General features: G+C 75.9%; 2 protein-coding genes. Both read left to right on the top strand.

Going from position 1 to position 15,741, the window contains the following annotated elements:
* Positions 1–3: 3 nt before the first annotated feature.
* Positions 4–10,284 (top strand): type I polyketide synthase, encoded by a 10,281-nt coding sequence (locus AB0M46_RS25905; protein ID WP_363339826.1) that lies wholly within the window; start codon positions 4–6, stop codon positions 10,282–10,284.
* Positions 10,281–15,741 (top strand): SDR family NAD(P)-dependent oxidoreductase (locus AB0M46_RS25900; protein WP_363339824.1); only part of this gene is annotated, 5,461 nt, incomplete at its 3' end. The genes AB0M46_RS25905 and AB0M46_RS25900, both read left to right, overlap by 4 nt.

Here is a 15,741-nt window from a genome sequence, read left to right as displayed (position 1 = left end):
CGCATGGCCAACGAGGACAAGCTGCGGGAGTACCTCAAGCGGGTCACCGCCGACCTGCACGACGCGCGCAAGCGGCTGCGCGAGGCCGAGGCCCGGGACCAGGAGCCGATCGCGATCGTCGGCATGAGCTGCCGCTTCCCCGGCGGGGTGCGCTCGCCCGAGGACCTGTGGGACCTCGTCGACGCCGGCACCGACGCGATCGGCGACTTCCCCACCGGCCGCGGCTGGCCGGTCGACGACCTCTACGATCCCGACCCGGACCGGCCCGGCACCAGCTACACGCTGCAGGGCGGGTTCCTCTACGACGCCGACCGGTTCGACGCCGAGCTCTTCGGGATGAGCCCCCGCGAGGCCCTGGCGACCGACCCGCAGCAACGGCTGCTGCTGGAGCTGGCCTGGGAGGCGTTCGAGCGGGCCGGGATCGACCCGACCGGCCTGCGGGGCAGCCCGACCGGCGTGTACGTCGGCGTCATCTACGGCGACTACGGGGGCCGGCTGCTGCACCGCGACCGGCCGCTGGAGGGGTACGAGGGATACCTCGGCAACGGCAGCGCGGCCAGCGTCGCCTCGGGGCGGGTGGCGTACACGTTCGGCCTCGAAGGACCGGCGATCACCGTCGACACCGCCTGCTCCTCGTCGCTGGTGACCCTGCACGAGGCGGCCCACGCGCTGCGGCGCGGCGAGTGCGACCTGGCGCTGGCCGGCGGCGTGACGGTGATGGCCACCCCGGTGGTGTTCACCGAGTTCAGCAAGCAGCGCGCGCTGTCCTTCGACGGGCGGTGCAAGCCCTTCGCGGCCGCGGCCGACGGCACCGCCTGGAGCGAGGGGGCCGGGCTGCTGCTGGTCGAGCGGCTGTCGGACGCGCAGCGGCGCGGCCACCCGGTGCTGGCCGTGCTGCGCGGCTCCGCGGTCAACCAGGACGGCAAGAGCAGCCAGCTCACCGCCCCGAACGGGCCCGCACAGCAGCGGGTGATCCGCCAGGCGCTCGCCGACGCCCGGCTGCGACCGTCCGATGTGGACGTCGTCGAGGCGCACGGCACCGGCACCACGCTCGGCGACCCGATCGAGGCCCAGGCGCTGCTGGCCACCTACGGCCAGGACCGGCCCTCGGACCGGCCGCTGTACCTCGGCTCGCTCAAGTCGAACATCGGGCACACCCAGGCCGCCGCGGGCGTGGCCGGCCTGATCAAGATGATCATGGCGCTACACCGGCCGACGATCCCCCGCACCCTGCACGTCGACGCCCCCTCGCCGCACGTCGACTGGGCCTCCGGCGCGGTGTCGCTGCTGACCGATCCGGTGCCGTGGCCGCAGGCCGGGCGCCCGCGCCGGGCCGCGGTCTCCTCGTTCGGCGTGAGCGGCACCAATGCCCACGTGATCGTCGAGTCCGTCGAGCCCGAGGCGCCCGAGCCGCCGCGCGGGGGGCCGGTCGCGCTGCCGCTGTCGGCGCGGACGCCGGAGGCGATCCGGGAGCAGGCCGCACGGCTGCGCGATCACCTCCGCGCCCGGCCCGGCCTCGACCCCGCCGCCGTAGCCGGCACGCTCGCCGCCCGGGCCCGGTTCGCGCCGCGGGCCGCCGTCATCGGGGAGACGGCCGAGGAACTGGCGGCCGGCCTCGACGCGCTCGCCGCCGACCGGCCGGACCCCGCCGTGGTCGCCGGGGCCGCCCGGGCCACCGGCGGGGTGGTGTTCGTCTACCCCGGCCAGGGTTCGCAGTGGGCCGGGATGGCGGCCGACCTGCTCGACGCTTCCCCGGAGTTCGCCGCCGCGATCGACGAGTGCGCCGAGGCCCTGGCCCCGCACGTCGACTGGTCGCCGGTCGAGGTGCTGCGCGGGGCCGCCGGCACCCCGTCGCCGGAGCGCATCGACGTCCTCCAGCCCCTGATCTTCGCGATCATGATCGGGCTGACCCGGATGTGGCAGGCCCGCGGCGTCACGCCGGCCGCGGTGATCGGCCACTCCCAGGGCGAGATCGCCGCCGCCCACGTGGCCGGCGCCATCTCCCTCGCCGACGCCGCCCGGCTGGTCGCCGTGCGCAGCCGCCTCTTCGCCGAACACATGGCCGGTCGCGGCGCGATCGCCTCGGTCGCCCTCGGCGCCGGCAAGGTCGAGGCGCGCCTGGGCGGGGGCCAGACCATCGCCGGCCTGACCATCGCCGGCCGCAACGGTCCGAACGCCTGCGCGGTCGCCGGCGACCTCGCCGCCGTCGAGGCCTTCGTCGCCGCGTGCGAGGCCGATGGGGTCCGGGCCCGGCTGGTGCCCTCCACCGTCGCCTCGCACAGCCCGCACGTCGACGGGCTGCGGGAGGCGCTGGCCGCGCGGCTCGCCGCGGTCCGGCCGGGCCACGCCGGCATCGCGTTCCACTCCACCGTGACCGCCGGGCCGCTGGACGGGACCGAGCTCGGCGCGGACTACTGGTTCGAGAACCTGCGCCGGCCGGTCCGCTTCGAGGAGACCGCCCGCGCGCTGGTCGAGGCCGGCCACCTCGCCTTCGTCGAGGTGAGCCCGCACCCGGTGCTCACCGGCCCGCTGCAGGACATCATCGAGGAGGCCGGGGCGCCCGCGGTCGCGCTCGGCACGCTGCGCCGCCAGGAGCCCGGGCCGCGGCGCTTCCTGACCGCCCTCGCCCAGGCCTGGGTGGCCGGGCTGCCGGTGCGCTGGGAGACCGCGCGGCGGCCGGCGGAGGTGCCGACCTATGCGTTCCAGCGGCGGCGGTACTGGCTGGATGCCCCGGCAGGTGGCGGCGGGACGACCGGCCTCGACCACCCGCTGCTGGCCGACGTGGTCGACCTGGCCGACGACGCCTCGACCACGGTGTTCACCGGGCGGCTGGGGGTCGGACCGCATCCCTGGCTGGCCGACCACGCCGTCGCCGGGTCGGTGCTGCTGCCCGGGACCACCCACGTGGAGCTGGCCCTGCACGCCGGCGCCCGGCTGGGCCTGCCCCACCTGGAGGACCTGGCGATCGACCACCCGCTGGTCCTGGACCGCCAGGCCCAGCAGCTGCAGGTGGTGGTCGGCCCGGAGACCGGCGGCGGCCGGCCGGTCAGCGTCCACGCCCGCCCCGACGTCATCGACCCTCCGCCGTGGACCCGGTACGCCGCCGGCACCCTCACCGCCGCCCGTTCCGGACCCGTCGCACGGCTGGACGCCTGGCCGCCGCCGGGCGCCGAGCCGATCCCGGTGGCGGAGCTGTACCCGCGCTATGCCGCGCTCGGGTACGAGTACGGCCCGGCGTTCCAGGGCCTGCGCGCCGCGTGGCGCGACGGCGAGACCGTCCATGCCGAGGTGGCCCTGCCGGACGGGCTCGACCCGGCCGGCTTCGGCATCCACCCGGCCCTGCTCGACGCCGCCCTGCACACCGTCGCCCTGCTGACCTCGTCCGAGGATCTCCGGCTCCCGTTCGCGTGGACCGGCGCGGCGCTGCACGCCACCGGCGCCACCGCGCTGCGGGTCCGCCTCTCACCCGCCGGCCCGGACGCGGTCGCGCTGCTGGCCACCGACCCGGCCGGGGATCCGGTCGTCACCATCGACCGGCTGCTGACCCGCCCGGTCGACGCCGAACGGCTGCGCCCCACCGGGCCGGCCGACGCGCTGTTCGGCCTGGACTGGGTCGACGCCGGTCCGGTGCCCGCCGAGGCGTATCCGGACGCCGTGGTCCATCGGGTGACCGCCCCGCCGGGCGAGCCGACCGAGACGGTCCGGGCGGTCGTCGGCGAGGTGCTCGACGTGGTGCAGCGCTGGCTCGCCGAGGACCATCCGCAGGAGCAACGGCTCGTCATCGCCACCCACGGCGCCGTCGCGGCCCTCCCGGGCGAGCGCCCGGATCTGGCCACCGCGCCGGTCTGGGGTCTGGTCCGGGCCGCGCAGGCCGAGCACCCGAACCGCTTCGCGCTGGTCGACCTCGACGCCCCGGGCGCACCCATCGCGCACCTGCCCGACGAGCCGCAGGCCGCGATCCGCGACGGCCGCGCCTACGTCCCGCGCCTGGCCCGCCGCGCCCCCGGCGGGCCCGTCGCCTTCCGCCCCGACGGCACGGTCCTCGTCACCGGCGGCACCGGCGCGATCGGCGCCCACGTGACCCGGCATCTGATTGCCCAAGGTGTACGTCGTGTGCTGCTCCTGAGCCGCCAGGGCCCGAGCGCCCCGGGCGCGGCCGAGCTGCGCGAGGAGCTGACCGCGCACGGCGCCGAGGTGGTCCTGGTCGCCGCCGACGCCGCCGACCCCGACGCCCTGGCCGCCGTGCTGGCCGAGCACCCGGTCGCCGCGGTCGTCCACGCCGCCGGCGCCCTGGACGACGCCGTCGTCGCCAACCTCACCCCGGCGCAGGTCGAGACGGTCCTGCGCCCCAAGCTCGACGCCGCCTGGCACCTGCACCGGCTCACCGGCGACCTCGACCACTTCGTGCTGTTCTCGTCCACGGCCACGCTCGGCAGCCCCGGCCAGGCCGGCTACGCGGCCGCCAACGCGTTCCTGGACGCCCTCGCCGAGCACCGCCGGGCCGACGGCCGCCCGGCCGTGTCCCTGGCCTGGGGCCTGTGGGGCCACACCACCGGCATGACCGCCCACCTCGACCTGGCCGACCAGAGCCGGATGCACCGGGCCGGCTTCGTCGCGCTGGACCCCGCCGAGGGCGTGGCGCTGTTCGACGCGGCGCTGTCCACCGGCCGGCCGACCGCGGTCGCCGCCCGGCTGGACCCCGCCGCCCTGCGCGCCTCGGCCGCCGCGGGCACGCTGCCCCCGGTGCTGCGCGGTCTGGTCCGCGCCCCGGCCCGCCGCGCCGCCGCCGGCGCCCCGTCCGGTCCTGCCGCCGGCCCGGCCACCGGGTGGGAGCGGCGCATCGCCGCGCTCCCACCCGACGAGCGCCCGGCCGCGGCCCTGGAGCTGGTCCGCGCCGCGGTCGCCGCCGTGCTCGGCCACACCGGCGGCGAACACATCAACACCACCCGCGCCTTCAAAGACCTCGGCTTCGACTCACTCACCGCCGTCGAACTCCGCAACCGCCTCCAAACCGCCACCGGCCAACGCCTCCCCGCCACCCTCGTCTTCGACTTCCCCACCCCGACCGCGCTCGCCACCCACCTCCTCGACCAGCGCTCCCCCACCCCGGCCCCGGCCGCGATACGCCCCGCCACCAACGAACCCATCGCCATCATCGGCATGGCCTGCCGCTTCCCCGGCGGCATCCACACCCCCGAACAACTCTGGCAACTCCTCGCCAACGGCGGCGACGCGATCGGCGACTTCCCCACCGGCCGCGGCTGGAACCTCGACGACCTCCTCGACGGCGGCCGGTCGCTGGCCCGCCAGGCCGGCTTCCTGCACGACGCCGACCAGTTCGACGCGGACTTCTTCGGCATCAGCCCGCGCGAGGCGGCCGCGATGGACCCACAGCAGCGCATCCTGCTGGAGACCAGCTGGGAGACCTTCGAACACGCCGGGATCGACCCGCACGGCCTGCACAACAGCCAGACGGGCGTGTTCCTCGGCGTCATGTACAACGACTACGGCAGCCGCCTGGTCCACGCCGACCGGCCACTGACCGAGTACGAGGGGTACCTCGGCAACGGCTCCTCCGGCAGCGTCGCGTCCGGCCGCATCGCCTACACGTACGGCCTGCAGGGCCCGGCCGTCACCGTCGACACGGCGTGCTCGTCGTCGCTGACCGCGATCCACCTCGCCGCCCAGGCCCTCCGCAGCGGCGAGTGCACCCTGGCCCTGGCCGGCGGCACCACCGTCATGGCCGCACCGACGGTCTTCACCGAGTTCACCCGCCAACAGGGCCTCGCCCCCGACGGCCGCTGCAAACCCTTCGCCGACGCCGCCGACGGCACCGGCTTCTCCGAGGGCACCGGCCTGCTGCTGCTGCAGAAACTGTCCGACGCCCGGCGCGACGGCCGCACGATCCTGGCCGTCATCCGCGGTACCGCGACCAATCAGGACGGCGCCTCCAACGGCCTCACCGCCCCCAACGGCCCCTCCCAGCAACGGGTCATCCGCGCCGCCCTGGACGCCGCCGGCCTGCGACCGTCCGACATCGACGCCGTCGAGGCCCACGGCACCGGCACCACCCTCGGCGACCCCATCGAGGCCCAGGCCCTCCTGGCCGCCTACGGCCAGAACCGCACCGGACCACTCCACCTCGGCTCGATCAAGTCCAACCTGGGCCACACCCAGGCCGCCGCGGGCGTCGCCGGCGCCATGAAGATGATCCTGGCCCTCAACCACGACCTACTCCCCAAGACACTCCACATCGACCGGCCCACCACCCACGTCGACTGGACCACCGGCAACATCGCACTCCTGACCGAACCCACACCCTGGCCCCGCACCAACCGCCCACGACGAGCCGGCATCTCATCCTTCGGCCTGTCGGGCACCAACGCCCACATCGTCGTCGAGCAGGCGCCCGAACCGGCAACGCCCGAGCCATCCGCCGGCGGGCCCGTCTCCTGGCACCTCTCGGCCCGGACCCGCGGGGCGCTGCACGACCTCGGCCGGGAACTGCTGACCGACCTCGACCACCACCCCGCCGACATCGCCGCGACGCTCGGCAACCGGGCCGTGCTCGAGCACCACGCCACCGTCGTGGGCCACACCACCGACGACCTCCGCAGCGGCCTCGAAGCTCTCACGACCGGACAACCGGCGGCCCACCTGGTCACCACCCACACCCCCGAGCCCCACGGCAAGCTCGCATTCCTGCTACCCGGCCAGGGCGCCCAACACGCGGGCATGGGCCACGGCCTCTACACGACGTACCCAGACTTCGCCGCCACCTTCGACACCATCGCCGCACACCTCGACCTCCCCATGCACGACATCATGTGGGGCAACCAAACCCACCTACTCAACCAAACCCTCTACACCCAAACCAGCCTGTTCACACTGCAGATCGCCCTGCACCACCTGCTACGCGACACCTTCGGCATCACACCGGACTATCTGCTCGGACATTCGGTTGGCGAGATCGCGGGCGCACATCTTGCGGGCATCCTCAGTCTCCCCGACGCCTGCCAACTCCTTCTCGGCCGCGCCCGACTCATGCACAACCTGCCCGCCGGCGGAGCAATGGCCGCCATCCAAGCCACCCCAGACGAAATCGACGACGACACCGTCAGCATCGCCGCAGTCAACAGCCCAACCAGCACTGTGATATCCGGCGACCGGAAAGACGTCGAGGCAGTCGTCCAACGGTTCAAAGCCCAGGGACGCAAAGCCACCACCCTCGACGTCTCACACGCATTCCACTCCCACCGCATCGACCCCATCCTCGAACAACTCGAAACCATCGCCTCCGGGCTGCCGCACCACGAGCCGCACACACCACTGATCGCCAACCTCACCGGCCAGCAAATCGACGGAACCTACTGGGCACGACACGCGCGGCAAACCGTCCAGTTCCACGACGGCGTCCAGTACCTGCGGGAGCACAGGGTCACCCGATACCTCGAACTCGGCCCCAGCACGACCCTCACCACCCACGTGGACGACGGGGTCACGGCCGCCACGCTCAACCCGAAACAACCCGAAGACCTCGCCCTGCTCAGCGCGCTCGCCGGACTCGACCTGCGGCACCGCGTCAGCGGACGGCACGTCGACCTGCCCACGTACCCGTTCCAGCGCCGCGGCTACTGGCTCAACCCACCGGCCCGCCGGGCCGAGCCGCACCGGCTCGGGCAGCGGTCCACGGACCATCCGCTGCTGCCGACCGCCGTCGAGCTCGCCGACGACCGGACCGTGTTCACCGGGCGGATCGGCGCCGCCGACCCCGAATGGCTGGCCGACCACACGGTGCTCGGCACCACGCTGCTGCCCGGCACCGCGATGCTCGACATGGCCCTGCACGCGGGCCGGCAGGTGGGCTGCGAGCGGGTCGACGAGCTGACGCTGCGGGCGCCGATGGTCCTGCCGGCCGAGGGCGGGCTGGCGATCCGGGTCGCGGTGGACGCCCCCGACGAGGCCGGCCGCCGCGCGATCGCCGTGCACGCCCGCCCCGACGGCGCCGAGGAGTGGGCGCGGCACGCCGAGGGCGCCCTCGGCCGAGGTGCCGGCGCCGGGGCGGGCCTGACCAGCTGGCCGCCGCCGGGCGCCGAGGCGGTGCCGGTGGAGGGGCTGTACGAGGCGTTCGCGGGGCGGGGATACCGGTACGGGCCGCTGTTCCGGGGCCTGCGCGCGGCCTGGCGGGACGGGGCGGACCTCTACGCCGAGGTACGGCTGCCCGACGGGACCGGGGCCGACGGCTTCGGCCTGCACCCGGCGCTGTTCGACGCCGCGCTGCACGCGATGGCGGTGGACGCGACCGGCGACACCGTGCGCGTGCCGTTCGCCTGGAGGGGGGTTTCCCTCGTGGGTACCGGGGCGACCTCGCTGCGGGTCCGCCTGAGCACCGCCGAGGACGGGTCCGTCGCCCTGACGCTGGCGGACGGCACCGGGGCACCGGTCGCGACCGTGGAGGCGCTCGTCGCCCGCGAGATCGACGCCGACCAGCTTCGGGCCGCCGACTCCCGCCCGCAGCCCCTGTACGCCGTCGACTGGGTCCCGGCGTCCACCGGATCGCCCGCGACCGGTCCCGAGCTCGTCTTCGCCCAGATCACGACCGGCGACGGGGATCAGATGGCGGAGCTGGACGCCGCGGCCGGGCGCACCCTGGCGCTGCTGCAGGAATGGCTGGCAGACGACCGGCCGGCCGCCGGCAAGCTCGTCTTCGTCACCCGGCGCGCGGTGGCCACCGGGCCGGGCGAGCCCGTCGACGTCGCGGCCGCGCCGGTCTGGGGTCTGGTCCGCTCCGCCCAGGCCGAGCACCCCGGACGGTTCGTGCTGCTCGATCTCGATGCCGATCCCGCGGGGATGCCGGCGTTGCCCGCGGGAGAGACGCAGGTGGCCGTGCGGGACGGGCGGGTCCTGGTGCCGCGGCTGGTCAAGGTCCGGGTGCCCGAGGAGGCGCCGCCCGCCTTCGACCCCGACGGCACCGTGCTCGTCACCGGCGGGACCGGGGCGCTCGGCGCGCTGGTGGCCAGGCATCTCGTCACTGCGCACAAGGCGCGGCGGCTGGTGCTGGTCAGCCGGAGGGGGGTGGACGCGCCCGGGGCGGCCGAGCTTCGCGACGAGCTGCGCGCGCTCGGCGCCGACGTCACGGTCGCGGGCTGCGACGTCGGGGATCGGCTCGATCTGCAGCGGCTGCTCACCACCGTCGCGACCCAGCACCCGCTGACCGCGATCGTGCACACGGCCGGGGTGCTCGACGACGCCACGATCGCCGGGCTCACCCCCGAGCGGCTGCGCGGCGTGGTGCGGGCCAAGACGCGCGGCGCCTGGCTGCTGCACGAGCTGACCCAGCACCTGCCACTCGACACGTTCGTGCTGTTCTCCTCGGCGGCGGGGACGCTCGGCGGGCCGGGGCAGGGCAACTACGCGGCGGCCAACGCGGGGCTTGACGCGATCGCGCAGCATCGGCGGCACCTCGGCCAGCCCGCCGTATCCCTGGCGTGGGGGATGTGGGCGCACGACGGCGGGATGGCCGGGGCACTCAACCGGCAGGACTCGGCCCGGCTCGGGCGCAGCGGGCTCCTGGCGCTGAGCGCGGCCCAGGGGCTGGCGCTCTTCGACGCGGCGCTGCGGCTGGACCGGCCGGCCTCGCTGCCGGCCCGGCTCGACCCGGCGGTGCTGCGCGACCTGGCCGCGGCCGGCACCCTGCCGCCGCTACTGCACGGCCTCGTCCCCGCGGCGGCCGCCGGCAACGCGAACGGGGCGGCGGCGGACTTCGCCGCGATGCCCGAACCGCAGCGGCGCGAGGCGCTGCTCGACCTGGTGCGCGCGAACGTCGCGATCGTGCTCGGCGGGGACCGGCCGGTCGCCGTCGAGCCCGGCCGGGCGTTCAAGGAGCTCGGCTTCGACTCGCTCACCGCGGTCGAGCTGCGCAACCGGCTCAACGCCGCGACCGGGCTGCGGCTGTCGGCCACCCTGCTGTTCGACCACCCGAACGCCGCGGCGCTGGCCGGCCACCTGGCCGGCGAGTTCGCCGCCCAGGAGGGCCCGGCGGACGGCGCGGAGGCGGCGGTGCGCAACGCCCTCGCCGGCATCCCGTTGCAGCGCCTGCACGAGGCCGGCCTTCTCGACGGGCTGCTGCGTCTCGCCGGGCTGCCCGCCGAGACGACCGCGGCGCTACGTCTCGCGGGGCTGCCCGCCGGGGCGCCGGGAGATGACGCCGCCACGGCGCAGGACATCGACACCATGGACGCCGGCGACCTGATCCGGCTCGCTCTCGAAGGCAGTGACCGATGACCGCTTCACAGCAGGAAACGCCGGACATCGTCCAGGCGCTCAGGGCGTCGCTCAAGGAGACCGAGCGGCTGCGCCGGCAGAACCGGGAGCTGGCCGCCGCGGCGGCCGAGCCGATCGCGATCGTGTCGATGGCGTGCCGGTTCCCGGGCGGGGTGGCCACGCCCGAGCAGCTGTGGGACCTGCTGGCCGAGGGGCGCGACGCGGTCACCGAGTTCCCGGCCGACCGCGGCTGGGACCTCGACGCGCTGTTCGACCCGGACCCGGACCGGGTCGGCTGCTCCTACACCAGGGAGGGCGGCTTCCTCACGGACGCGGGCGCCTTCGACGCGGCGTTCTTCGGCATCAGCCCGCGGGAGGCGCTCGCCATCGACCCGCAGCAGCGGCTCCTGCTGCAGGTGGCGTGGGAGGCCGTCGAGCGGGCCGGGATCGACCCCGAGACCCTGCGGGGCAGCCCGACCGGGATCTACGCCGGCGTGATGTACAACGACTACGGCGGCCGCCTGATCGACCGGATCCCCGACGGGTTCGAGGGCTACATCGGCAACGGCAGCGCCGGCAGCATCGCCACCGGCCGCGTCGCCTACACCCTCGGCCTGGAAGGCCCGGCGGTCACCATCGACACCGCCTGCTCGTCCTCGCTCGTCGCGCTGCACCTGGCGGCCGAGGCGCTGCGCCGCGGCGACTGCACGCTGGCGCTGGCCGGCGGCGTCACGGTGCTGGCCACCCCGAGCACGTTCGTCGAGTTCAGCCGGCAGCGCGGGCTGGCCCCGGACGGGCGGTGCAAGGCCTTCGCGGGCGCGGCCGACGGCGTCGGCTGGGCCGAGGGGGTCGGCCTGGCGCTGGTCGAGCGGCTCAGCGACGCCCGGCGCCTCGGCCACCCCGTCCTGGCGGTCATCCGCGGGTCGGCGGTCAACTCCGACGGCGCCTCCAACGGCCTCACCGCCCCGAACGGCCCGTCGCAGCAACGGGTCATCCGCCGGGCGCTGGCCGGCGCCGGCCTGCGAGCGTCCGACGTGGACGCCGTCGAGGGCCATGGCACCGGCACGACGCTGGGCGACCCGATCGAGGCGCAGGCCCTGCTGGCCACCTACGGGCAGGACCGGGACGCCCCGCTGCACCTGGGCTCCGTCAAGTCCAACCTAGGGCACACCCAGGCCGCGGCCGGGATCGCCGGGGTCATGAAGCTGGTCCTCGCCCTGCGCCACGAGCGGCTGCCCAAGACGCTGCACGTCGACGCGCCCAGCCCGCACGTCGACTGGGAGAGCGGCAACGTCCGGCTGCTGACGGAGGCCGTGCCGTGGCCGCGTAACGGCCGCCCGCGCCGGGCCGGCGTCTCCTCGTTCGGCGTGAGCGGCACCAACGCCCACCTGATCATCGAGGAGCCGCCCGTCCCCGACGACCGCCCGGCGCCCGCGCTCCAGGCGCCGTGGATCGTCAGCGCGCGCACCCCGCAGGCGCTTCGCCGCTACGCGGGAAGCCTCGCCGAGCACGCCGGCGGCGACCCCGGGGACGTCGCGTACACCCTGGCCGGGCGGACCGCCTTCGCGCACCGGGCCGTCATCCTCGACGACCACCGGCGCGGCCTCGCCGCCCTCGCCGCGAGCGGGCCCCACACCGTGCTGCCCGACACCGTCGTCACCAACGCGAGCACGGCCGCGCCGGGCAAGCTCACCTTCGTCTTCCCCGGCCAGGGGTCGCAGTGGCCCGGGATGGCGGTCGACCTGGCCGCCGCCGACCCGGCGTTCGCCGCCCACCTCGACGCCTGCGCCGCCGCCCTCGCCCCGCACATCGACTGGGACTTCGCCGCGGCCCTGCGCGACCCCGCCCTGCAGGAGCGCACCGAGGTCGTCCAGCCGGTGACGTTCGCCGTCGTCGTGGCCCTGGCCCGCCGCTGGCTCGACTTCGGCGTGCGGCCCGACGCGGTCATCGGCCACTCCCAGGGCGAGCTCGCCGCCGCCCACGTCGCCGGGATGCTGAGCCTGGCCGACGCGGCGAAGATCGTCGCGGTGCGGGCCCGGGCGCTCGCCCGGCTGTCCGGCATCGGCGGCATGGTCTCCGTCCCGCTGCCGGCCGACGAGATCGAGCTGCCGGAAGGCGCGGTGATCTCCGCGCTCAACAGCCCGTCCACCACGGTCGTGTCCGGGTCGGCGGCCATCGTCGACGCGCTGCTGGCCGCCTATCCGCGGGCCCGGCGGGTCAACATCGACTACCCGTCGCACAGCCCGCACGTCGAGGCGCTGCGCGAGCAGGTGCTGGCCGACCTCGCCGGGGTCACGGCGTCGCCCGGCGAGATCCCGTTCGTCTCCACCGTCACCGGCGAGCCCGTCGACCACGCGCGGCTGGGCGCCGAGTACTGGTACGACAACCTCAGATGCCTGGTCCGCTTCCATCCGACGCTGCGCGCGCTGGCCGGCCGCGGCCACAACGCCTTCATCGAGGTGAGCCCCCACCCGGTGCTCACCATCGGGGTCGCCGAGACCCTCCCCGACGCGCACGTGCTGCCCACCCTGCACCGCAACCGGCCCGGCCCGGAGCAGTTCCGCGCCGCGCTGGCCCGTGCGCACACGGCCGGCCTGCCGGTGCGCTGGCCGCGGGCCGGGCGGCTCGTGGACCTGCCGACGTACCCGTTCGAGGAGCGCTCGTACTGGCTGGCCGCCAGGCCCGTCGCCGGGCTCGGCGGCACCGGGCACCCGCTGCTGACCGCGGCGGTCACCAGCCCCGAGCCGGAGCTGACCGTCCACACCGGGCGGCTGTCCGCGGCCGTCCACCCGTGGCTGGCCCAGCACGCCGTCGGCGGGACCGCGCTGCTGCCCGGCACCGGCCTGATCGAGCTGGCCCTGCACGCCACCCCGCCCACCCACTCGCTGCGGGAGCTGGTGCTGGAGGCCCCGCTGCGGCTGCCGCCCGGCGGGGTGCAGGTGCAGGTGACCGTGGACGGGAAGGGCGCCGTGGCCGTGTACTCCCGCGCCACCGACGACGACCCGTGGACCCGGTACGCGGCCGGCTCGATCGTGCCGCAGGAGGAAACGCGCCCCCCGCGCCGCCTGGAACAGCGACAGCCGCTCGACCTCGACGGGCTCTACGAGCGTTTCGCCCGGCACGGGTACGACTACGGCCCCGTCTTTCGAGGCCTGCGCGCCGCCTGGCGCAGCGGAGAAGACATCGTCGCCGAGGTCGCGCTCCCGGCCGACCAGCAGGCCGACGCCTACGGCATCCACCCGGCCCTGCTCGACGCCGCCCTGCACGCGCTCGCCGTGGACACGCAGACGGCCGAGGTCGCGGTGCCGTTCCTGTGGGAGGGGGTCACGCTGCACGCCCGCGGGGCCGGCGCCCTCGAGGTCCGGCTGACCCGGCTGGGCCCGGACCGGCTCGCCCTGGAGGCCACCGACGCCACCGGCGCCCCCGTCCTGTCCGTGCGCTCGCTCGCCGTGCGCGCCATCGACCCCGCCCAGCTGGCCGCGCCGGCCATCGACCAGGAGGCGCTGTTCCACCTGGAGTGGGTGCCCGCGGCGAACGAGCAGCCCGGCACGGCCGGAGCCGAACTGCTGGCCGGAAACACGGTCACGGACGTCCTCGACCGAGTCCAGCGGTGGCTGAAGGACCCGCCGGCCAACACCCGGTTGGCCGTCGTCACCACCGGCGCGGTCGCCACCCACCCCGGCGAGCACGTGCCGGACCTGGCCGGTGCCGCCGTGTGGGGCCTGGTCCGCAGCGCACAGGCCGAGCACCCCGGGCAGTTCGTCCTGCTCGACCACGACGGGGCCGGCGAGGAGGCGATCCGGGCCGCGCTGGCCCGCCCCGAGCCGCAGCTGGCCATCCGGCAGGGCGTCGCGCTCGCCCCGCGGCTGGCCCGGGCCGACCGGCTGCTGAGCCCGCCGGACGGGCCGTGGGAGCTCGGGCTGCACGGCGGCGGCGGGACCATCGAGTCGGTCGGCCTGCTGCCGGTCGAGCGCCCGGACGGACCCGGGCCGGGCGAGGTCATCGTCGCGCTGCGGGCCGCCGGCCTCAACTTCCGCGACGTGCTGATCTGCCTCGGGATGTACCCCGGGAAGGCCACCATCGGCGGCGAGGGCGCCGGCGTCGTGCTGGCGGTCGGCGAGGGCGTGACCCGCTTCGCCCCCGGCGACCGGGTGATGGGCATGTTCCCGGAGGCCGGCCCGCGGGCCACCACCGACGAGCGGCTGCTCGCCCCCGTCCCCGACGGCTGGAGCTTCGCCGAGGGCGCCTCCGTGCCGGTCGCGTTCCTCACCGCCTACTACGGCCTGGTCGACCTGGCCGGCCTGCGCCCGGGCGAGACGCTGCTGCTGCACGCGGTGACCGGCGGGGTCGGCATGGCCGCCACCCAGCTGGCCCGGCACTGGGGCGTGGAGGTCTTCGGCACGGCCAGCGCGGGCAAGCGCGCGGTCGCGCACGCCCAGGGCTACGACGACGCCCACCTCGGCAACTCCCGGACGCTGGACTTCGCCGGGCAGTTCCTCGCCGCCACCGGCGGCCGGGGCGTCGACGTGGTGCTCAACTCCCTGGCCCGCGACTACGTCGACGCCTCGCTGCGCCTGCTGCCGCGCGGGGGCCGGTTCGTCGAGATGGGCAAGACCGACGTGCGCGACCCGGCCCGCGTCGCCGCCGACCACCCGGGCGTGCGCTACCTGGCCTTCGACGTCACCGATCCCGGCCCGGACCGGCTCGCCGAGATCTTCGCCGAGCTGACGCCGCTCTTCGCCGCCGGGGTGCTGCGGCCGCTGCCGGTGACGGCGTGGGACATCCGGCGGGCGCCGGAGGCGCTGCGGTACCTCAGCCAGGCCCGCCACACCGGCAAGCTGGTCCTGACCATCCCCCGCCCGCCCGACCCGGACGGCACGGTCCTCATCACCGGCGGCACCGGCCTGCTCGGCACCCTGATCGCCCGGGACCTCGTCGAGCGGCACGGGATGCGCCACGTGCTGCTCGCGAGCCGGAGCGGCGCAGCGACGACACAGCTCGGCCCCGAGGTCACCGTGGCCGCCTGCGACGCCGGCGACCGGGAGTCCCTCGCCGCGCTGCTCGCCGGCATCCCGGCCGAGCACCCGCTGACCACGGTCATCCACGCGGCCGGCGTGCTGGCCGACGCCACCGTGGACGCCCTCACCGCCGAGCAGGTGGAGGCGGTACTGCGCCCCAAGGCCGACGCCGCCCGGCACCTGCACGAGCTGACGCGGGACCTGGATCTGGCCGAGTTCGTCCTGTTCTCCTCGGCGACGGGCACCTGGGGCGCGCCCGGCCAGGCCAACTACGCCGCCGCCAACGCGGTGCTGGACGCACTCGCCCAGGACCGGCGGGCGCACGGCCGGCCGGCGGTCTCGATGGGCTGGGGCCTGTGGGCGCCGGCCAGCGGGATGACCGGCCACCTGGGCCGGGCCGACCTGGCCCGGCTGCGCCGCAGCGGCGTGCGGGCGCTGTCCGCCGAGGAGGGGGTGGCCC

The sequence above is a fragment of the Dactylosporangium sp. NPDC051485 genome (assembly GCF_040682015.1).
GTDB lineage: Bacteria > Actinomycetota > Actinomycetes > Mycobacteriales > Micromonosporaceae > Dactylosporangium.
Note: the sequence above shows the minus strand (reverse complement) of the source record. Positions and strands in the feature narration are given on the sequence as shown.